Source organism: Type-F symbiont of Plautia stali (genome assembly GCF_059731105.1).
Genome location: NZ_AP035909.1, coordinates 3,231,198 through 3,250,615, shown reverse-complemented (window position 1 = coordinate 3,250,615; position 19,418 = coordinate 3,231,198). Strand labels below are relative to the sequence as shown.

Annotated in this window: 19 protein-coding genes; 16 read left to right on the top strand and 3 right to left on the bottom strand. The window is 58.5% G+C overall.

Features of this window, described 5'->3' with window-relative positions; all coding sequences use genetic code 11:
• Window positions 1-156 precede the first annotated feature (156 nt).
• From mazG to queE, 4 genes are all read left to right on the top strand, one after another.
• Window positions 157-942 carry a nucleoside triphosphate pyrophosphohydrolase gene (gene mazG, locus AC6I7A_RS15445; RefSeq protein ID WP_009086966.1) on the top strand — a complete coding sequence of 262 codons (786 nt, stop codon included), beginning with the start codon at window positions 157-159 and terminating at the stop codon, window positions 940-942.
• A gap of 232 nt (window positions 943-1,174) precedes the next feature.
• Complete coding sequence (gene pyrG, locus AC6I7A_RS15440) at window positions 1,175-2,812, top strand: glutamine hydrolyzing CTP synthase (protein ID WP_009086964.1); 1,638 nt, start codon at window positions 1,175-1,177, stop codon at window positions 2,810-2,812.
• Between the two features lie 76 nt (window positions 2,813-2,888).
• Entirely contained in the window at window positions 2,889-4,184 is a 1,296-nt protein-coding gene (eno, locus tag AC6I7A_RS15435) for a phosphopyruvate hydratase (protein ID WP_009086962.1), read from the top strand.
• 230 nt (window positions 4,185-4,414) lie between these two features.
• The gene (gene queE / locus AC6I7A_RS15430; RefSeq protein ID WP_046102459.1) at window positions 4,415-5,086 is read left to right on the top strand and encodes a 7-carboxy-7-deazaguanine synthase QueE; all 672 of its coding nucleotides are present in this window, start codon (window positions 4,415-4,417) and stop codon (window positions 5,084-5,086) included.
• A gap of 106 nt (window positions 5,087-5,192) precedes the next feature.
• Here the strand turns inward: queE and queD are convergent, their stop codons facing one another.
• Window positions 5,193-5,552, bottom strand: a complete 360-nt coding sequence (gene queD, locus AC6I7A_RS15425; RefSeq protein ID WP_009086958.1) for a 6-carboxytetrahydropterin synthase QueD — start codon at window positions 5,550-5,552, stop codon at window positions 5,193-5,195.
• A 299-nt stretch (window positions 5,553-5,851) separates the two neighbouring features.
• Here queD and cysJ point away from each other — a divergent pair, with 299 nt between their 5' ends.
• The 3 genes from cysJ to AC6I7A_RS15410 are packed head-to-tail and all read left to right on the top strand — an operon-like array spanning window position 5,852 to window position 10,115.
• Window positions 5,852-7,663: an NADPH-dependent assimilatory sulfite reductase flavoprotein subunit gene (gene cysJ, locus AC6I7A_RS15420; RefSeq protein ID WP_058958438.1), complete on the top strand. Its 1,812-nt coding sequence runs from the start codon at window positions 5,852-5,854 to the stop codon at window positions 7,661-7,663.
• The gene (cysI, locus tag AC6I7A_RS15415; protein ID WP_009086953.1) at window positions 7,663-9,384 is read left to right on the top strand and encodes an assimilatory sulfite reductase (NADPH) hemoprotein subunit; all 1,722 of its coding nucleotides are present in this window, start codon (window positions 7,663-7,665) and stop codon (window positions 9,382-9,384) included. Before cysJ ends, cysI begins: the two co-directional genes overlap by 1 nt.
• Window positions 9,381-10,115: a phosphoadenylyl-sulfate reductase gene (locus AC6I7A_RS15410; RefSeq protein ID WP_009086951.1), complete on the top strand. Its 735-nt coding sequence runs from the start codon at window positions 9,381-9,383 to the stop codon at window positions 10,113-10,115. Before cysI ends, AC6I7A_RS15410 begins: the two co-directional genes overlap by 4 nt.
• 59 nt (window positions 10,116-10,174) lie before the next feature.
• On the opposite strand, the gene AC6I7A_RS15405 is transcribed toward AC6I7A_RS15410, so the two are convergent.
• Window positions 10,175-10,459 (bottom strand): YciI family protein, encoded by a 285-nt coding sequence (locus AC6I7A_RS15405; protein WP_058958439.1) that lies wholly within the window; start codon window positions 10,457-10,459, stop codon window positions 10,175-10,177.
• Between the two features lie 9 nt (window positions 10,460-10,468).
• Complete coding sequence (locus AC6I7A_RS15400) at window positions 10,469-11,482, bottom strand: aminopeptidase (RefSeq protein WP_033736029.1); 1,014 nt, start codon at window positions 11,480-11,482, stop codon at window positions 10,469-10,471.
• Between the two features lie 365 nt (window positions 11,483-11,847).
• Here AC6I7A_RS15400 and cysG point away from each other — a divergent pair, with 365 nt between their 5' ends.
• The 9 genes from cysG to truD all read left to right on the top strand — a co-directional run bounded on the left by cysG (window position 11,848) and on the right by truD (window position 19,333).
• On the top strand, window positions 11,848-13,263 hold the full coding sequence (gene cysG, locus AC6I7A_RS15395; protein WP_058958440.1) for a siroheme synthase CysG: 1,416 nt from the start codon (window positions 11,848-11,850) through the stop codon (window positions 13,261-13,263).
• A 9-nt stretch (window positions 13,264-13,272) separates the two neighbouring features.
• Window positions 13,273-14,181, top strand: coding sequence for a sulfate adenylyltransferase subunit CysD (gene cysD / locus AC6I7A_RS15390; protein ID WP_009086943.1), 909 nt, complete (start codon window positions 13,273-13,275; stop codon window positions 14,179-14,181).
• Window positions 14,182-14,192: 11 nt separating this feature from the next.
• A complete protein-coding gene (gene cysN / locus AC6I7A_RS15385; RefSeq protein ID WP_058958441.1) occupies window positions 14,193-15,620 on the top strand; it encodes a sulfate adenylyltransferase subunit CysN in 1,428 nt (475 codons plus the stop codon).
• On the top strand, window positions 15,620-16,225 hold the full coding sequence (gene cysC, locus AC6I7A_RS15380) for an adenylyl-sulfate kinase (protein WP_009086939.1): 606 nt from the start codon (window positions 15,620-15,622) through the stop codon (window positions 16,223-16,225). Before cysN ends, cysC begins: the two co-directional genes overlap by 1 nt.
• A 54-nt stretch (window positions 16,226-16,279) precedes the next feature.
• Window positions 16,280-16,600 (top strand): DUF3561 family protein, encoded by a 321-nt coding sequence (locus AC6I7A_RS15375; protein WP_058958442.1) that lies wholly within the window; start codon window positions 16,280-16,282, stop codon window positions 16,598-16,600.
• 176 nt (window positions 16,601-16,776) lie between these two features.
• The gene (ftsB, locus tag AC6I7A_RS15370; RefSeq protein WP_009086936.1) at window positions 16,777-17,094 is read left to right on the top strand and encodes a cell division protein FtsB; all 318 of its coding nucleotides are present in this window, start codon (window positions 16,777-16,779) and stop codon (window positions 17,092-17,094) included.
• A 3-nt stretch (window positions 17,095-17,097) separates the two neighbouring features.
• Entirely contained in the window at window positions 17,098-17,814 is a 717-nt protein-coding gene (gene ispD, locus AC6I7A_RS15365; RefSeq protein WP_058958443.1) for a 2-C-methyl-D-erythritol 4-phosphate cytidylyltransferase, read from the top strand.
• Window positions 17,814-18,296 carry a 2-C-methyl-D-erythritol 2,4-cyclodiphosphate synthase gene (gene ispF / locus AC6I7A_RS15360; RefSeq protein WP_009086933.1) on the top strand — a complete coding sequence of 161 codons (483 nt, stop codon included), beginning with the start codon at window positions 17,814-17,816 and terminating at the stop codon, window positions 18,294-18,296. The genes ispD and ispF overlap by 1 nt, the downstream gene beginning before the upstream one ends.
• Entirely contained in the window at window positions 18,293-19,333 is a 1,041-nt protein-coding gene (truD, locus tag AC6I7A_RS15355; RefSeq protein WP_058958444.1) for a tRNA pseudouridine(13) synthase TruD, read from the top strand. Before ispF ends, truD begins: the two co-directional genes overlap by 4 nt.
• The last annotated feature ends 85 nt before the right edge of the window (window positions 19,334-19,418 follow it).

Here is a 19,418-nt window from a genome sequence, read left to right as displayed (position 1 = left end):
TTGTCAGTCAGGCCCTGCGGCAACCGGCAGCGTGCGGTTGCGCGGGCGCAATCTGCACCCCGGGGCGCTACCGGACGCGCGTTACTGCATCCGTCAGCGCCTTTCATGCGCCTCTCTGTTTCCTGTCATCTGACCATCAATCAAGGATCTACCCGAATGAACGCTATTGAGCGCCTGCTTGGCATTATGAAAACCCTGCGCGATCCCGAGCATGGCTGTCCGTGGGATCGTGAACAGACCTTTGCCACCATCGCGCCCTATACGCTGGAAGAGACCTATGAGGTGCTGGACGCCATCCAGCGCGAAGATTTCAGTGACCTGCGCGGCGAGCTGGGCGACCTGCTGTTTCAGGTGGTCTTTTATGCCCAGATGGCGAGTGAAGCGGATCGATTCAACTTTGAGGATGTCTGCCACGCCATCAGCGACAAGCTGGAGCGCCGTCATCCGCACATCTTTGGCGAGGCCACGGCGGAAACCAGCACGGAGGTGCTGAAAAACTGGGAAGCGATTAAGAGCGCCGAACGGGCAGAGAAAGCGCAGCATTCGGCGCTGGACGATATCCCCAAAGCGCTGCCCGCGCTGATGCGCGCCCATAAAATCCAGAAGCGTTGTCATAATGTCGGCTTCGACTGGACCACCCTGGGACCGGTGGTGGCGAAAGTGCATGAAGAGATTGATGAGGTCATGCACGAGGCGCAGCAGAGCGTGGTGGACAGTGAAAAGCTGGAAGAGGAGATTGGCGATCTGCTGTTCGCCACCGTCAACCTGTCGCGCCATCTGGGCAGCAAAGCAGAAACCGCGCTGCAGAAGGCCAACGACAAGTTTGAGCGCCGCTTCCGCGCGGTGGAAGCGATCATTGCCGCGCAGGGACTGAGTATGCCGGGGGCGACGCTGGAACAGATGGAGGCCGCCTGGCAGCAGGTCAAAGCCGGGGAGAAGTGATGATTATTCCAGCGCTGTGCATAAAGTCGCCGCTTGCGCTTACACGATTCAGCGCGCCATCAACTTTGTGACGTACGTCAACATTTCTTTGGCGGCTATCCGCTATGTTAGCCGCAGCAATGCGTTGGAGGATGGCTGTGATTCATCAATTGTGGCTGATAGCGGTTTCCAGTATACTGTTTTCCCGTCCTGGTTATTCCACCGTCTTTAAACCTAAACTCTCAGGTTCAGCATGACAACGAATTATATTTTTGTGACCGGCGGGGTCGTTTCCTCTCTGGGTAAAGGCATTGCCGCAGCCTCCCTCGCAGCCATTCTCGAAGCCCGTGGTCTGAACGTGACCATCATGAAGCTGGACCCGTATATCAACGTGGATCCAGGCACCATGAGCCCGACGCAGCACGGCGAAGTTTTCGTCACTGACGACGGCGCCGAAACTGACCTGGATCTGGGTCACTATGAGCGCTTCATCCGCACCAAAATGACGCGTCGCAACAACTTCACCACGGGTCGTATCTACTCAGATGTCCTGCGCAAAGAGCGCCGGGGCGACTATCTGGGCGCAACCATTCAGGTCATCCCGCACATCACCAACGCCATCAAAGAGCGCATCATTGAAGGCGGTGAAGGTCATGATGTCGTGCTGGTCGAAATCGGCGGCACGGTAGGCGATATCGAATCGCTGCCGTTCCTGGAAGCGATTCGTCAGATGGCTGTCGATGTGGGCCGCGAGCACACCATGTACATGCACCTGACGCTGGTGCCTTATATGGCGGCGGCGGGTGAGGTGAAAACCAAACCGACTCAGCACTCTGTTAAAGAGCTGCTGTCGATCGGTATCCAGCCAGACGTGCTGATTTGCCGTTCTGACCGTGCCGTACCGGCTAACGAACGCGCCAAAATCGCCCTGTTCTGTAACGTCCCTGAAAAAGCGGTTATCTCGCTGAAGGACGTCGATTCCATCTACAAGATTCCTGGCATGCTGAAATCGCAGGGCCTGGATGACTATATCTGCAAGCGCTTCAACCTGAACGCACCGGAAGCCAACCTGGCCGAGTGGGAGCAGGTGATTTACGAAGAAGCCAATCCGGGTGGCGAAGTCACCATCGGTATGGTGGGCAAGTATGTTGAACTGCCGGATGCCTACAAGTCCGTGATCGAAGCGCTGAAACATGGCGGCCTGAAAAATCGCGTGACCGTGAACATCAAACTGATCGATTCGCAGGATGTGGAATCACGCGGTGTCGAATTGCTGAAAGATCTGGATGCGATTCTGATTCCGGGTGGCTTCGGTTACCGTGGTGTGGAAGGCAAGCTGATGACCGCGCAGTATGCGCGTGAAAACAATGTGCCGTACCTGGGTATCTGCCTGGGCATGCAGGTCGCGCTGATGGAGTTTGCGCGCAATGTCGCCGGGATGCCGGGCGCCAACTCCACCGAATTTGTGCCAGACTGTAAATACCCGGTGGTGGCGTTAATCACCGAATGGCGTGACGAAGAGGGCAACGTCGAAGTCCGCAGCGAGCAGAGCGATCTGGGCGGCACCATGCGTCTGGGCAGCCAGCAGTGTCAGTTAACGCCGGGCAGCCAGGTTCGCCAGCTCTACGGCTCTGACACCATCGTTGAGCGCCATCGCCACCGCTATGAAGTCAACAATATGCTGTTAAAGCAGATTGAAGCAGCCGGTCTGCGCGTGGCGGGTCGCTCTGGTGATGATCAGCTGGTTGAGATCATCGAGATCCCGAACCATCCGTGGTTTGTGGCTTGCCAGTTCCACCCGGAGTTCACCTCGACACCACGCGACGGCCATCCGTTGTTTGCCGGCTTTGTGAAAGCCGCGCATGAGCATCAGAAGCGTTTAGCGAAGTAAGTTTCACAAACAGCGCGCGAACTTTTCGCGCGTTGTTTGTCTTAGGATTGACTAACTTGTACTGAGGAAAATCGTAATGTCCAAAATCGTAAAAGTCATCGGTCGCGAAATTATCGACTCACGTGGTAACCCGACTGTTGAAGCTGAAGTGCATCTGGAAGGCGGTTTCGTAGGCCTGGCCGCTGCGCCATCAGGTGCCTCTACCGGTTCACGCGAAGCGCTGGAACTGCGTGACGGTGACAAATCACGTTTCCTGGGCAAAGGCGTAACCAAAGCCGTTGCTGCAGTAAACGGTCCGATTGCTGAAGCGGTAAAAGGCAAAGACGCGAAAGATCAGGCGAACATCGACAAGATCATGATCGACCTGGACGGTACTGAGAACAAATCTAACTTCGGTGCAAACGCCATTCTGGCTGTTTCCCTGGCAGCGGCAAAAGCGGCGGCGGCGTCTAAAGGTCAGCCACTGTATGAGCACATTGCTGAACTGAACGGCACCCCGGGCAAATACTCTATGCCACTGCCAATGATGAACATCATCAACGGTGGCGAACATGCTGACAACAACGTCGACATCCAGGAGTTCATGATTCAGCCGGTTGGCGCAGCTAACGTGAAAGAAGCCATCCGTATGGGTTCTGAAGTGTTCCACAACCTGGCAAAAGTGCTGAAAAGCAAAGGCATGAGCACCGCTGTCGGTGACGAAGGCGGCTACGCACCAAACCTGGGTTCCAACGCTGAAGCACTGGCTGTTATCGCAGAAGCGGTAAAAGCAGCAGGCTACGAGCTGGGCAAAGACATCACCCTGGCGATGGACTGTGCGGCATCTGAGTTCTACAAAGATGGCAAATATGTTCTGGCCGGTGAAGGCGGTAAAGCGTTCACCTCTGAAGAGTTCACCCACTTCCTGGAAGATCTGACTAAACAGTATCCGATCGTCTCTATCGAAGATGGCCTGGACGAATCTGACTGGAACGGCTTCGCTTACCAGACCAAAGTTCTGGGCGACAAAATCCAGCTGGTGGGTGATGACCTGTTCGTAACCAACACCAAAATCCTGAAAGAAGGTATCGAAAAAGGTATCGCTAACTCCATCCTGATCAAATTCAACCAGATCGGTTCTCTGACCGAAACTCTGGCTGCGATCAAAATGGCGAAAGACGCGGGCTACACTGCGGTGATCTCTCACCGTTCAGGTGAAACCGAAGATGCGACCATCGCTGACCTGGCGGTCGGTACTGCAGCAGGCCAGATCAAAACCGGTTCAATGAGCCGTTCTGACCGTGTTGCTAAGTACAACCAGCTGATCCGTATCGAAGAAGCGCTGGGTTCTAAAGCGCCATTCAACGGTCTGAAAGAAGTTAAAGGTCAGTAATGACCCGGTGCTGATGCCACGTTGCGTGGCATCGCATAAACAGAAAGCCCCGCCCTGTGCGGGGCTTTCTGTTTATGCAGTGTACAGTCACGGATGGGCAGGGCCCGATCAAGGGGCAATCCTGCCGGCCCGTGCACTTCCCTGCGCGCGGAGAAAAGGCACAACGCGTGGTTGAGCTGCGCGACAAATCTGCCATAATCAGCGCCCCGATTTATCCAGGCGAGTAAAAAATGTTCTACCCGATTAACGAAATGTTCCAGACACTGCAGGGCGAAGGTTACTACACCGGCGTGCCTGCTCTCTTTATCCGCCTGCAGGGATGCCCGGTGGGCTGTAGCTGGTGCGATACCAAACATACCTGGGACAAACGGGCAGATCGGGAGACCTCGCTGGGCGATATTTTGATCAAAACGGTGGAAAGTGACGCCTGGGGCGATGCCGACGCGGCGACCCTGCTTCGCGCCATCGAACAGCAGGGCTGGACGGCGCGGCACGTGGTGATTACCGGCGGTGAACCGGCGATATACGATCTGCGCCCGTTAACCGCTGCGCTGGAACAGCAGGGTTTTCAGTGCCAGATTGAGACCAGTGGCACTCACGAAATCCACTGCTCTGAACGGACCTGGGTGACGGTGTCGCCGAAGGTGAACATGCGTGGCGGCTACGACGTGCTGCCGCAGGCCCTGAGCCGGGCTGATGAAATCAAACATCCGGTGGCGCGCCAGCGTGATGTCGAGGCACTGGATGCGCTACTGGCGGGCATTGAGGACAGCAAACCGCGCATCATCGCGCTTCAGCCCATCAGCCGCAAAGAGGAGGCGACCCGCCTCTGCATTGAGACCTGCATCGCCCGTAACTGGCGTCTGTCGATGCAGACTCACAAATATCTCAATATCGCCTGATTTTCATCGCGGTGGTTTCTGCGCGCGGAGGGGGGCGTGCAGGGCAGGGGATAGCAGAGGCGAAAAAGGGGAGCCGCGTCGGATCGAAGGATTCGATCCGACAGGGTCAGCCGCGGTAAACGCAGCCCGCAGTGCAGGTTTCTTTGATCATGACCGCGCTTAACAGCGGCAGTTGCGGCTTCATCTGATCCCAGATCCATTTCGCCAGCACTTCGCTGGTGGGATTTTCCAGGCCGGGAATATCGTTCAGGTAGTAGTGGTCCAGCCGATCGTAGACCGGCTTAAACGCCGCTTTCAGTTCAGCAAAATCCATAACCCAGCCGGTATGCGCATCCACTTCGCCGGTAATCTCCAGACGAACCAGGAACGAATGACCGTGCAGACGGCCACATTTGTGTCCGGCCGGCACATTCGGAAGGTGGTGCGCGGCCTCGAACTGGAATTCTTTAAACAGGGTGGTAGACATAGTGGTTCTCAGACATTAAAAAACCGCTGGATTCTACCTGATTACCGCTTTTTTCGCACCCGCTGCGCACGAAGCGTTCTTTTTCTTTACCCGTCTTCCTCTGACGTCCAGCTAATTAACTGATATAGCGCCGCTTTGCTTACCACTTTTGCTGATTAATCCTACCTGAAAAACCATTTAGTCATTTTGGTTATTTGATATGTCGAAGGCGTATTTAATCGTTAATATACAGCCCGGTAACCTACGCACTCTTCCGCCATTTTACGGTCCGGACTTCTGATACTGGAATTTTTAACGCGATGACGACTCAGGCACCTGGTTCAATGCTTCCGCTCTCTCCGGAACAACTCGCCCGCTTACAGGCGGCGACGACAGATTATTCCCCGACTCAACTGGCGTGGCTGTCAGGCTATTTCTGGGGCAGGGTAGAACAGGCACCGGGTAGCGCCGTCGCCAGCAGCACACCGCCTGCGGCGGCCGCTGAAGCACCGGTTATCACACTGCTTTCCGCCTCACAGACCGGCAATGCCCGTCGTCTGGCTGAGCAGCTGCGTGATGACCTGCTGGCCGCGAAGCTGAATGTCAACCTGGTGAACGCCGGTGATTACAAGTTCAAACAGATTGGCCAGGAAAAGATGCTGGTCGTCGTCACCTCGACCCAGGGCGAGGGCGAACCACCTGAAGAGGCGGTGGCGCTGCATAAGTTCCTGATGTCGAAAAAGGCACCGAAAATGGATGGGGCCGCCTTTGCCGTGTTTGGCCTGGGCGACACCTCCTATGAATTCTTCAGTCAGGCGGGCAAAGATTTTGACAGCCGACTGGCCGAGCTGGGCGGCGAGCGCCTGCTTGATCGCGTGGATGCGGATGTCGAGTATGCGGAGCAGGCCACGGCCTGGCGCAGTGCGCTGACAGCGATCCTCAAAGCGCGCGTGCCGACCGAATCGCCGGCGCAGGCGGCCGCGACAGTGGCAGGCAGCGTCAACGAAGTGACCACCAGCCCCTACAGCAAAGAGGCGCCGCTCAGCGCCAGCCTGGCGGTGAATCAGAAAATCACCGGACGGGATTCCGACAAAGATGTGCGCCATATCGAAATCGATCTGGGCGACTCCGGTCTGCGCTACCAGCCCGGCGATGCGCTGGGCGTCTGGTATGAAAACGACGCGGCGCTGGTCAGCGAACTGCTGGAGCTGGTCTGGCTGAAAGGCGATGAACCGGTTGAGGTTCAGGGCAGCACGCTGCCGCTGGCCGAGGCGCTGCAGAAGCATTTCGAACTGACGGTAAATACGGCGCAGATTGTTGCGCAGTACGCTCAGCTGTCGCGTAACGCCGAACTGCTGGCTCTGGTGGATGATAAAGCCAGGCTGCAGCACTATGCGCAGCAGTACCCCATCGTCGACATGGTGCGCCTGGCTCCGTCTGAGCTCAGCGCAGAACAGCTGACCGGACTGCTGCGTCCGCTGACGCCGCGACTCTACTCTATCGCCTCCTCTCAGGCAGAAACCGATACCGAAGTGCATATCACCGTGGGTGCCGTTCGCTTTGATATCGAAGGTCGCCAGCGCGGCGGCGGCGCATCCACCTGGCTGGCCGATCGCATTGAAGAAGAGGGTGAGGTCCGGGTATTTATCGAACATAACGACAACTTCCGCCTGCCGGCCGATCCGGATGCTCCGGTCATCATGATCGGGCCGGGCACCGGCATCGCTCCCTTCCGCGCCTTTATGCAGCAGCGCGATAACGACGGTGCGGGCGGCAAAAACTGGCTATTCTTTGGCAATCCCCACTTCACCGAGGATTTCCTCTATCAGGTCGAGTGGCAGAAATATGTGAAGGATGGTCTGCTGACCCATATCGACCTCGCCTGGTCACGCGATCAGGCTGAAAAGATTTACGTTCAGGATAAGATCCGCGCGAAAGGTGCCGAAGTGTGGCGCTGGATTCAGGAGGGCGCGCATCTTTATGTCTGTGGCGACGCCAATCGCATGGCAAAAGACGTCGAGCAGGCATTGCTGGATGTGGTGGTCGAACACGGCGGAATGGATCGTGAAACGGCCGACGAATTTTTAAGTGAGCTGCGCATTGAGCGCCGTTATCAGCGAGACGTTTACTAATGAGCGATAAACACCCTGGACCGCTGGTTGTAGAAGGCAAATTAACCGACGCTGAGCGTCTGAAGAAGCAGAGCAACTATCTGCGCGGCACCATTAAAGAAGATCTGGAAGAGGGTCTGACCGGTGGATTTACCGGCGACAACTTCCTGCTGATCCGTTTCCACGGCATGTACCAGCAGGACGATCGTGACATCCGTGCCGAGCGTGCTGAGCAGAAGCTGGAGCCGCGCCACGCCATGATGCTGCGCTGCCGTCTGCCGGGCGGGATCATTACGCCGACCCAGTGGCTGGCTATCGACAGATTTGCTACCGACAAAACCCTTTATGGCAGCATCCGTCTGACCAACCGTCAGACCTTCCAGTTTCACGGCATTCTGAAAAAGAACGTGAAGCCGACGCATCAGATGCTGCACGAAGTGGGGCTGGACGCGCTGGCGACCGCCAACGACGTCAACCGTAACGTGCTCTGCACCTCGAACCCGGTTGAGTCGGAACTGCATCAGGAAGCGTATGAGTGGGCGAAGAAGCTCTCTGAGCATCTGCTGCCGCGCACCCGTGCCTATGCCGAGATCTGGTGGGATAAGGAAAAGATCGCGACCACCGATGAAGAGCCGATCCTCGGTGAAACCTATCTGCCGCGTAAGTTCAAAACGACGGTGGTGATCCCGCCGCACAACGACGTGGATCTGCACGCCAACGACCTGAACTTCGTGGCGATCGCTGAAAATGGCAAGCTGGTGGGCTTTAACCTGCTGGTAGGCGGCGGCCTGTCGATCGAGCACGGCAACAAAGCGACCTACGCACGCACCGCCAGCGAGTTTGGCTACTTCCCGGTGGATAAGATCCTCGACGTGGCTGAAGCGGTTGTCACCACCCAGCGCGACTGGGGTAACCGTACCGACCGTAAAAACGCCAAAACCAAGTACACCCTGGAGCGCGTGGGCGTCGAGACCTTTAAGGCGGAAGTGGAAAAACGTGCCGGCGTGACCTTTGAGCCGATCCGCCCGTATGAATTCACCACCCGTGGCGATCGCATTGGCTGGATTAAAGGCATCGACAATAAATGGCACCTGACGCTGTTTATCGAGAATGGTCGCCTGCTCGACTATCCGGGCCGTCCGCTGAAGAGCGGCATTGCCGAAATTGCGAAAGTTCATCAGGGCGATTTCCGCCTGACCGCCAACCAGAACCTGATTGTGGCGGGCGTGCCGGAGAGCGAGAAAGCGAAGATTGAAGCGATCGCCCGTGAACATGGTCTGATGGATCACGTCACGCCGCAGCGCGAAAACTCGATGGCCTGCGTGGCCTTCCCGACCTGTCCGCTGGCGATGGCGGAAGCAGAACGCTTCCTGCCCGCCTTCGTGACCAAAGTCGAGGGCATCATGCATGCGCACGGCGTCGGTGATGAGCACATAGTGTTACGCGTTACCGGTTGTCCGAACGGTTGTGGTCGTGCCATGCTGGCAGAGCTGGGTCTGGTGGGTAAAGCGCCAGGCCGCTATAACCTGCATCTGGGCGGAAACCGCACCGGAACGCGTATTCCCCGCATGTACCGTGAGAACATTAACGAAAGCGAAATTCTCGCCACCATTGATGAGCTGGTGGGACGCTGGGCCACCGAGCGCCAGGCCGCAGAAGGCTTTGGTGACTTCACCATCCGCGCGGGCATTGTCGCGCCGGTGCTGGACCCGGCACGCGACTTTTGGGAGGAGGCAAAATGAGTCATCCTGACCTCGCAGCACTGAATGAGATGTCCAAAGTCCAGCGTGCAATGGCGCTGGCAGCGACCAATGCGCAGCTGGAGAAGGCGTCAGCAGAAGAGCGGGTCAGCTGGGCGCTGGAGCATCTGCCGGGCGCCTATGTACTCTCCTCCAGCTTCGGTATTCAGGCCGCGGTGTCGCTGCACCTGGTGACGCGTCAGCAGCCCGATATTCCGGTGATCCTGACTGACACCGGCTATCTCTTCCCGGAGACTTACCGTTTTATTGATGAGCTGGCAGACCAGCTCAATCTCAACCTCAAAGTGTTCCGCGCCGAAACCTCCCCGGCCTGGCAGGAAGCGCGCTACGGCAAACTGTGGGAGCAGGGCGTCGAGGGGATTGAGAAGTATAACGAGATTAACAAAGTCGAACCGATGAACCGCGCGCTGGAAACCCTGGGCGCGCAGACCTGGTTTGCCGGTTTGCGCCGCGATCAGTCGGGCAGCCGGGCGAATCTGCCGGTGCTGGGCGTGCAGCGCGGCGTCTTTAAGGTGCTGCCGATTATCGACTGGGATAACCGGAAGATTCATCAGTATCTGGAACAGCACAAGCTGAAATACCATCCGCTGTGGGATGAGGGCTATCTCTCGGTGGGCGATACCCACACCACCCGCAAGTGGGAGCCGGGTATGGCAGAAGAAGAGACCCGCTTCTTCGGTCTTAAGCGTGAGTGCGGCCTGCACGAAGGCTGAATCCCGCGCCTCTTCTCTCCCCCCAGGCTGGCGGGAGAGAAGGGCGTTACTGCCCGGTCTCAGACGCCGGTTAAGCCACTGAAGGCTTCCGCTGCCCGCGTTACATTCACCTTTGTCACCTCATACTGCGCCACGGCGACAAAAGGATCTTCCGCTAAGATCGCCTCCAGCCGTTCACGCTCAATATCCCTCACCAGCAGCATGCCGCCGGTACGCGGATCTTTCCGTCCCGCCGCAATAAAAATGTCCGCGTCAAAATAGCGATTGAGCCAGTCGATATGGCCAGCCAGCAGGGTTTCAACTTCCTCTACCGGACGAATGTAATTCAGAATGACGACGTACATGTCAGATCCTCACACGTTGGGATTGGTCAGTTCTCTGAGCAGCGGCAGCAGCACGCTGACACTGTCATGGGTTCGCCGGGCTATCTGACCCGGCAGCCAGCGGTCAAGGTAGTTCAGATTATCCAGGTCAGTCTGATGGCGGGTGACGCCATCGGGAAAGTGGCGGCTGCGGTGACGCTGCAGCGCGCCATCTTTATTCCCCAGCGTCCAGTTACTGGCGGTCACATCCAGCAGCGGAAAGCCCGCCCTGTCAAAGGCATTCAGCCCGCTGACATCTTTGCGGGTCAGCTGATGACTGGCGGCGGGAATGCCGAGCTGGCGGGCCAGCAGCAGCGCCCGATCGCTGGTCTGCTTGCGTACCGCCCGGGGCGTATTCATGCCGCTGTTAAAATAGAGGTGATCGCCGGTGATCAGGCTGTTGAGATCGATGACCAGCAGGGTGTTCTTCTTCTCACGCGCGCTCATCCGCTCCACATAGTCATCCATGCCGTGCAGATCGGCTTCTCCGGCGCTCAGCGCCACAAAGCGGACGCCATAGTGCAGCGGTTTCTGACTCAGCTGCTGCGCCAGTTCCAGCATCACGCCCAGCCCTGAGGCGTTATCATCCACCCCCTGCAGACGCAGGCCGCCCAGATTGCGGTGAACCTGAGCGCTGTTCAGCGGCGTCCAGGTATCCAGATGGGCCACGATCAGGATCTCCTGCGGCACGCTGCCGGCGCGTGCGGCAATGACCGAGGTGGCGGTCAGCTTGTGCCAGCGCCGCGAGCCATCCTCTTCCTGCCAGTTGTAACCGGTGTTGAACTGGCGGGTATTGGTCTGATAACCCAGCGCGGTAAATTGCTGCTGCAGATAGTCAGCCGCCATCAGCTCTGCCGGGCTGCCACTCATGCGGCCCGGGAAAAAGGTGGCGATGTGCCGGACCTGCTGCTCGGCAAACTGGCCGGGCGGCGTGGCCAGTGCCAGCGGGGAGAGGAGTGCGCCAGACAAAAGAGTGGCAACCCTCAGACGGAGGGAACAAAACATAGTGCATCCTTTTTTTTATTTGTCCGGAGCGGGCCTGTACAGGGGCCAGGGCCGCTCATGCCGGGCGTATTATACGCTTTTTGTCCCGCAATCCTGTTAGTGGAATCGGGCGCTGTCGCCTCCGGCACAGAGAGGCAGACCTTTGCACTGGCACTTATCTGCTTTTGCAGCGCAGCAGGTGCGGAGGAATCTGTGAGCCTGTTCACGGAAAAGCCATTACATTTCATCTGTTAAGATCAAATTGTTCTGTGCTTTGCGCCACCGTTATTCCATTCGGTAACTACTCATTCCAATTCGTAATTTCATCTGAATAAACTCAGCGACGTATAGTCCCGTTAATACAAAGTTAAAACATCAGGGTTAACGTGGACTATTTGCCTCTTTTTGCCGATCTCTCTGGCCGCCCGGTTCTGGTTGTCGGCGGTGGAGATATTGCGGCGCGAAAAATTGAACTGCTGCGTCGCGCGCGCGCGCGTGTTCAGATCGCTTCTCGTGAACTCTGCCCGGAACTGCAGGAACTGCTGGATAAGCAGGAGCTGGAGTGGGTGGCGACCGAATTTGATCCGGCTCAGCTGGATGGCGTTTTCCTGGTGATTGCTGCCACCGACGATAACCATCTCAACACCCAGGTTTTTGAAGCCGCTAACGCGCGGCATAAGCTGGTTAACGTGGTCGACGACCAGCCAAAATGCACCTTTATCTTCCCGTCGATTGTTGACCGCTCACCGCTGGTAGTGGCGATCTCCTCCAGCGGCACCGCGCCGGTACTGGCGCGCATGCTGCGCGAAAAAATCGAAACGCTGCTGCCCGCCAGTCTGGGTCAGATGGCGGAGGTAGCCGGGCTGTGGCGCGATAAGGTCAAACAGCGCTTCAGCCGCATGTCCGATCGTCGGCGTTTCTGGGAGCGGGCCTTCGACGGTCTGTTCGCCAGTCAGATGTCCGCCGGTAACGTCGAAGAGGCGAAGCGCACGCTGGATCGTGAACTGCTGGAAGAGCCAACCCGTCAGGGCGAGATCTTTCTGGTCGGTGCCGGGCCGGGCGACAGCGGCCTGCTGACGCTGCGTGGCCTGCAGGTAATGCAGTTAGCCGATGTGGTGCTCTATGACCATCTGGTCAGCGAAGAGGTGCTGGACCTGGTGCGTCGTGACGCCGACCGCATCTGCGTCGGTAAACGCGCCAGCGCGCATACGTTGCCGCAGGAAGAGATTAATCAGTTGCTGGTCGCGCTGGCGAAGAAAGGCAAGCGGGTGGTGCGCCTCAAGGGCGGCGATCCCTTTATCTTCGGCCGCGGCGGCGAAGAGCTGCAGGCGGCACATCAGGCGGGGATCCCGTTCCAGGTGGTGCCGGGCGTCACCGCGGCTGCCGGTGCGACGGCCTATGCCGGGATTCCGCTGACCCACCGCGATTATGCCCAGAGCGTGATGTTTATTACCGGTCACTGCCGTCCCGATGGGGATGATATTGACTGGCCATCGCTGGCGCGTGCGCGTCAGACGCTGGCGATCTACATGGGAACGGTTAAAGCGGCCCTGATCAGCGCGGCGCTGATTCAGCATGGTCGTGCACCATCAACGCCAGTGGCGGTGATCAGTCGCGGCACCCGTCAGGATCAGCAGGTGCTGACCGGCACCTTAGAACACCTTGAGGCGCTGGCCGCCTCGGCACCTACTCCGGCGCTGCTGGTGATCGGAGAGGTGGTTAATCTGCACGGGCAACTCGCCTGGTTTAAACATTCAGCACAGCAGGGGGCTCGCGAGTCCGCCGTTGTCAATCTGGCTTGAGGGAAAATCATGGACCAAAAACGACTCACTCATCTGCGTCAGCTGGAGGCGGAGAGCATCCATATCATTCGCGAAGTGGCTGCAGAGTTCAGCAACCCGGTGATGATGTACTCCATCGGCAAAGACTCTTCGGTCATGCTGCACCTGGCACGCAAAGCGTTCTATCCGGGCACGCTGCCGTTTCCGTTGCTGCATGTGGACACCGGCTGGAAATTCCGCGAGATGTATGAATTCCGTGACCGCACTGTGAAAGCGATGGGTGCCGAGCTGATCGTTCACCGCAACCCGGAAGGGGTGGCGATGGGCATTAACCCGTTTGTCCACGGCAGCGCCAAACACACCGACATCATGAAAACGGAAGGGCTGAAGCAGGCGCTGGACAAATATGGTTTTGACGCGGCCTTCGGCGGCGCACGTCGCGATGAAGAGAAGTCGCGCGCCAAAGAGCGTATCTACTCGTTCCGTGACCGCTTCCATCGCTGGGACCCGAAAAACCAGCGCCCTGAGCTGTGGCACAACTACAACGGTCAGATCAACAAGGGCGAAAGCATCCGCGTTTTTCCGCTGTCGAACTGGACCGAACTGGATATCTGGCAGTATATCTTCCTGGAAAACATCGAGATCGTGCCGCTCTATCTCGCCGCGCCGCGTCCGGTGCTGGAGCGTGACGGCATGCTGATGATGATTGATGACGATCGTATCAATCTGCAGCCGGGTGAAGAGATTACCCAACGGATGGTCCGTTTCCGTACCCTCGGCTGCTGGCCGCTGACCGGTGCAGTAGAGTCCGAAGCGCAGACGCTGCCGGAGATCATCGAAGAGATGCTGGTGTCCACCACCAGTGAGCGTCAGGGCCGCATGATCGACCGCGACCAGTCCGGTTCGATGGAACTGAAAAAACGCCAGGGTTATTTCTAAGGAGACGCCAGATGAATACCGTAATTGCACAACAGATTGCCGACCAGGGCGGCGTTGAAGCCTGGCTGACCGCTCAGCAACACAAGAGCCTGCTGCGTTTTTTGACCTGCGGCAGCGTGGACGATGGAAAAAGTACCCTGATTGGACGTCTGCTGCACGACACCCGTCAGATCTATGAAGACCAGCTCTCTTCACTGCACAACGACAGCAAACGTCACGGCACCCAGGGCGAGAAGCTCGATCTGGCGCTGCTGGTGGACGGTCTTCAGGCGGAGCGTGAGCAGGGCATTACCATCGACGTGGCCTACCGCTACTTCTCGACCGAAAAGCGTAAATTCATTATTGCCGACACGCCGGGCCATGAGCAGTACACCCGCAACATGGCGACCGGGGCCTCCACCTGCGACCTGGCGATCCTGCTGATCGACGCGCGAAAAGGCGTGCTGGATCAGACCCGTCGTCACAGCTTTATCTCGACGCTGCTGGGCATTAAGAACCTGGTGGTGGCGATCAACAAGATGGATCTGGTGGACTACAGTCAGGATCGCTTCGAGGCGATCAAACAGGATTATCTCGATTTCGCCGCCCAGCTGCCGGACGATCTCGACATCCGCTTTGTGCCGATGTCGGCGCTGGAAGGGGACAACGTTGCGACGGCCAGCCAGACCATGCCGTGGTACACCGGCCCGACGCTGCTGGACGTGCTGGAGACCGTGGAGCTGAAGCGCGTTGTCGACCATCAGCCGATGCGTTTCCCGGTGCAGTATGTGAACCGTCCTAACCTCGATTTCCGTGGCTATGCCGGTACCCTGGCGTCAGGCAGCGTGCAGGTGGGTCAGCGCGTTAAAGTGCTGCCGTCTGGTGTGGAGTCGACGATTGCCCGCATTGTGACCTTTGATGGCGATCTGCAGGACGCGGGAGCAGGGGAGGCGATTACCCTGGTGCTGCAGGATGAGATTGATATCAGCCGTGGCGATCTGCTGGTGGACGCCAGCGAAACGCTGACGGCGGTGCAGTCGGCCAGCGTAGACGTGGTGTGGATGGCGGAGCAGCCGCTGCAGGCGGGTCAGAGCTACGATCTGAAAATCGCCGGTAAGAAAACCCGTGGCCGGGTCGAAAAGGTGCTGCATCAGGTCGACATCAACTCGCTGGAGACCCATCAGGTCGAGGCGCTGCCGCTGAACGGAATCGGCCGCATTGAGATCGTCTTCAATGAACCGATGGTGCTCGACAGCTATCAGCAGAACCCGGTGACCGGCGGCATGATCTTTATCGATCGCCTGAGCAACGTTACGGTCGGGGCGGGCATGATCCATCAGCCCAACCAGGATGTGCCGGTCAATACAGGTGAGTTCAGCGCCTTTGAGCTGGAACTGAATGCGCTGGTGCGCCGTCACTTCCCACACTGGAACGCACGCGATCTGCTGGGCGGTCAATAATGGCGCAGCACGACGACAACGTGGTGTGGCATGACCATCCGGTCACCCGCGCGGCACGCGAACAGCAGCACGGCCATCAGGGCGTGGTGCTGTGGTTCACCGGGCTGTCGGGCTCGGGGAAATCCACGGTCGCCGGTGCGCTGGAGCAGGCGCTGCACCGCATCGGTGTCAGTACCTATCTGCTGGATGGGGATAATGTGCGTCACGGCCTGTGCCGTGACCTCGGTTTCAGCGATGGCGACCGCAAAGAGAATATCCGTCGGGTCGGCGAAGTGGCGAAACTGATGGTGGATGCCGGATTAGTGGTGCTCACCGCCTTTATTTCACCGCATCGCGCCGAGCGGCAGATGGTGCGCGATCTGCTGGAACCGGGACAGTTTATCGAGGTGTTTGTCGATACGCCGTTAGCGGTGTGCGAGGCGCGCGATCCTAAAGGGTTATACCGCAAAGCCCGTGCCGGAGAACTGCGAAACTTCACCGGCATCGACAGCGTTTATGAAGCCCCGGAGAGCCCGGAAATTCAGCTGGATGGCGAACAATTGGTTACAAAACTGGCCGCCCAATTGTTAGACCTGCTGCGTGACCGCGATATCATCAGATCCTGAAGAGACAGCGGCAAATCGTCTCTGATTTGCCGCCCTCGCACCAACAGGATGCCTATGCAGAACATAACCCCACTGCTCGCTCGTAAAGATGACACCACCCCGGATGAGCCGCGCTCACTGCTGCCGGGCTGCGTGATCGGCTTTCTCGCTTACTGGTGTGCGCTGGCGATCCCCTTCCTGCTGTTCGGCTCTAACACGCTGTTTTTCTTTCTTTATACCTGGCCATTCTTTCTGTCGCTGCTGCCGGTTGCGGTGGTCGCCGGTATTGCCCTGAATACCCTGCTCAGCGGACAGTGGCTCTGGACCGCACTCGCCACCGTGATTCTGGTGGTCTCCCTCTTCTGGTTAATGTTCTCTTTTCTCTCCGGCTGGTAAGCGCTGATGCCCCTGCGCTGATGTGCAAACGCATCGGCCGGTTACAAATCTTTTCCCCCTGGAATCGCTGCTGATTCATATTTTGTGCAGACGCGCGGCAAAGCGCGCCATTTTCTCCGCTGGTGTGGAGTCCTGTGCAAAGTTATGGGATGATTGGGCCGTTTTTAGGGGGCGGGATGGGAAAACTGACGTTACTGTTACTGGTGCTGCTCGGCTGGCTGCAATATTCATTGTGGCTGGGGAAAAATGGCATCCACGACTATACGCGCGTCAATGATGATGTCGCGGTGCAACAGGCTAACAATGCCAAACTGAAATCGCGCAACGATCAGCTGTTTGCCGAAATTGATGACCTCAATGGCGGCTCGGAAGCGATCGAGGAGCGTGCACGCAATGAGCTGGGCATGATTAAGCCCGGTGAGACCTTCTATCGTCTGGTGCCTGACCAGAACAAACGCAACGCGCAACAATCAGCGCAAAACCAACAACGATAAAACATGAATACTCTGGCCTCCCTTGCGGATGTGATTGCCGTGGTGCCCGCGGCCGGGATCGGCAGCCGCATGCAGGCAACCTGTCCTAAGCAGTATCTGACGATTGGTCAGCACACCCTTCTGGAACACAGCATTGCACGTCTGTTTTCCCATCCTGCCATTAAACAGGTTATTGTCGCCCTCAGTCCCGACGATCAGCACTTCGCCTCACTGCCGCTGGCGCGCGATCCGCGCGTACTCAGGGTCACCGGCGGAGAGACCCGCGCCGAATCGGTGCTGGCTGGCCTGCAGGCCGCGCAGGGTTCCGCGTGGGTTCTGGTTCACGATGCTGCCCGTCCCTGTCTGCATCCCGACGACCTGCAGCAGCTGCTTAACGTGCGCGAACAGAGCCACGTCGGCGGGATTCTGGCCGCACCGGTGCGCGACACCATGAAGCGGGGCGAGCCGGGCAAAGCCGCGGTGGCCCACACGGTAGAGCGTGACGATCTCTGGCACGCCTTAACCCCCCAGTTTTTCCCGCATGCGCTGCTGACAGCCTGCCTGACGCGGGCACTGACCGAGGGCGCAACCATTACGGATGAGGCCTCGGCGCTGGAGTATTGCGGCTACCATCCGCTGCTGGTCAGCGGACGCAGTGATAACATCAAAGTCACCCGGCCAGAAGATCTGGCGCTGGCGGCTTTTTATCTGAGTCAGATTCAATTAAAGGAGAGCGCATGATGCGTATCGGTCACGGTTTTGACGTTCACGCCTTTGGCGGAGAGGGTCCGTTAGTGATTGGCGGTGTGCGGATCCCGTTTGAGCAGGGGTTTATCGCCCATTCCGATGGTGATGTGGCGCTGCATGCGCTGACGGACGCGCTGCTGGGCGCGGTCGCCATGGGTGATATTGGCAAGCTGTTTCCGGATACCGATCCCGCGTTTAAAGGCGCGGACAGCCGCGGCCTGCTGCGCGAGGCCTGGCGTCGTATCGAAGCCAAAGGCTATCGCATCGGTAACGTGGATGTCACCCTGATTGCCCAGGCGCCGAAAATGCTGCCGCATGTGCCGCAGATGCGCATCAACATCGCGGAAGATCTGGGGTGTCACATGGATGCGGTCAATGTCAAAGCCACCACGACCGAAAAGCTGGGCTTTACCGGGCGCGGTGAAGGGATCGCCTGCGAAGCGGTGGCCCTGCTGCTGAAAGCCGACACTCAATGACGCTTCACTATCTGCACGGCACGCCCGCTGCCACCGGCGTCATCAAAGCCAGCCCGGAAGATTTTGTGGTGGTTGAAGATCTCGGTTATGGCCCGGATGGGGAAGGTGAGCATCTGCTGGTGCGCATCCGTAAAGTGGGCGCGAATACCCGTTTCGTGGCGGAGGCGCTGGCGAAATATCTCGGTGTGCATCAGCGTGACATGAGCTATGCCGGGATGAAGGATCGCCATGCCGTGACGGAGCAGACGCTCTGTTTCCGTCTGCCGGGGAATGCGATGCCCGATCTGCGCGGTTTTGCGCTGGAGGGGGTTGAGATCCTGCAGGCGGTACGCCACAAGCGCAAGCTGCGCACCGGCGCGCTGGCCGGAAATGCGTTCCGGCTGGTCATCCGCCAGATCAGTGACCGTGAGGCGGTTGAGACGCGCCTGACGCAGATTCGTGACGCGGGCGTGCCGAACTATTTCGGTGAGCAGCGTTTCGGGCGCGGCGGCAATAACCTGGTGATCGCAGAGAAGTGGGCGCGCAACGAGATTACCCTGCGCGATCGCAACAAGCGCAGCCTGATGCTCTCTGCCGCGCGCAGTGCGCTGTTTAATCAGGTGACCAGTGCGCGTCTGGCACAGCAGGGCGGCCTGAGTCAGGTCCTTAACGGCGATGCCCTGCAGCTGACCGGGCGAGGCAGCTGGTTTGTTGCGCAGCCGGATGAGCTGGAAGCGTGCCAGCGCCGGGTTGAACAGCATGAACTGCGCATCACCGCGCCGCTGCCGGGGCGGGGCGAGCCGGGTCCGCAGGCGGATGCGCTGGCTTTTGAAGAGCAGGTGCTGGCTGGCGAAACCCTGCTGACCGGCCTGATTGAGCGCGAGCGGGTGGATGCCGCACGCCGTGCCATGCTGGTCGTGCCGCGCGATCTGCGCTGGAGCTGGTGGGATGAGGTGACGCTGGAGCTGACGTTCTGGCTGCCCGCAGGCAGCTTCGCCACCAGCGTCGTCAGAGAACTGCTGGTTCAGGCCGACGCGTCCGATCAGATTGATGAGTAATCTTCGCCGCAACCTGACCCGCTGTGTGGGGAATGTTGCGGCAACCCCCCTCAGCTGTGTGATTTACGCCTACCACTTCCTTGCG

Excerpts from the sequence above, each read along its gene's own strand:
- mazG (WP_009086966.1), top strand. The coding sequence starts at position 157 with ATGAACGCTATTGAGCGCCTGCTTGGCATTATGAAAACCCTGCGCGAT.
- pyrG (WP_009086964.1), top strand. The coding sequence starts at position 1,175 with ATGACAACGAATTATATTTTTGTGACCGGCGGGGTCGTTTCCTCTCTG.
- eno (WP_009086962.1), top strand. The coding sequence starts at position 2,889 with ATGTCCAAAATCGTAAAAGTCATCGGTCGCGAAATTATCGACTCACGT.
- queE (WP_046102459.1), top strand. The coding sequence starts at position 4,415 with ATGTTCTACCCGATTAACGAAATGTTCCAGACACTGCAGGGCGAAGGT.
- queD (WP_009086958.1), bottom strand. The coding sequence starts at position 5,552 with ATGTCTACCACCCTGTTTAAAGAATTCCAGTTCGAGGCCGCGCACCAC.
- cysJ (WP_058958438.1), top strand. The coding sequence starts at position 5,852 with ATGACGACTCAGGCACCTGGTTCAATGCTTCCGCTCTCTCCGGAACAA.
- cysI (WP_009086953.1), top strand. The coding sequence starts at position 7,663 with ATGAGCGATAAACACCCTGGACCGCTGGTTGTAGAAGGCAAATTAACC.
- AC6I7A_RS15410 (WP_009086951.1), top strand. The coding sequence starts at position 9,381 with ATGAGTCATCCTGACCTCGCAGCACTGAATGAGATGTCCAAAGTCCAG.
- AC6I7A_RS15405 (WP_058958439.1), bottom strand. The coding sequence starts at position 10,459 with ATGTACGTCGTCATTCTGAATTACATTCGTCCGGTAGAGGAAGTTGAA.
- AC6I7A_RS15400 (WP_033736029.1), bottom strand. The coding sequence starts at position 11,482 with ATGTTTTGTTCCCTCCGTCTGAGGGTTGCCACTCTTTTGTCTGGCGCA.
- cysD (WP_009086943.1), top strand. The coding sequence starts at position 13,273 with ATGGACCAAAAACGACTCACTCATCTGCGTCAGCTGGAGGCGGAGAGC.
- cysN (WP_058958441.1), top strand. The coding sequence starts at position 14,193 with ATGAATACCGTAATTGCACAACAGATTGCCGACCAGGGCGGCGTTGAA.
- cysC (WP_009086939.1), top strand. The coding sequence starts at position 15,620 with ATGGCGCAGCACGACGACAACGTGGTGTGGCATGACCATCCGGTCACC.
- AC6I7A_RS15375 (WP_058958442.1), top strand. The coding sequence starts at position 16,280 with ATGCAGAACATAACCCCACTGCTCGCTCGTAAAGATGACACCACCCCG.
- ftsB (WP_009086936.1), top strand. The coding sequence starts at position 16,777 with ATGGGAAAACTGACGTTACTGTTACTGGTGCTGCTCGGCTGGCTGCAA.
- ispD (WP_058958443.1), top strand. The coding sequence starts at position 17,098 with ATGAATACTCTGGCCTCCCTTGCGGATGTGATTGCCGTGGTGCCCGCG.
- ispF (WP_009086933.1), top strand. The coding sequence starts at position 17,814 with ATGCGTATCGGTCACGGTTTTGACGTTCACGCCTTTGGCGGAGAGGGT.
- truD (WP_058958444.1), top strand. The coding sequence starts at position 18,293 with ATGACGCTTCACTATCTGCACGGCACGCCCGCTGCCACCGGCGTCATC.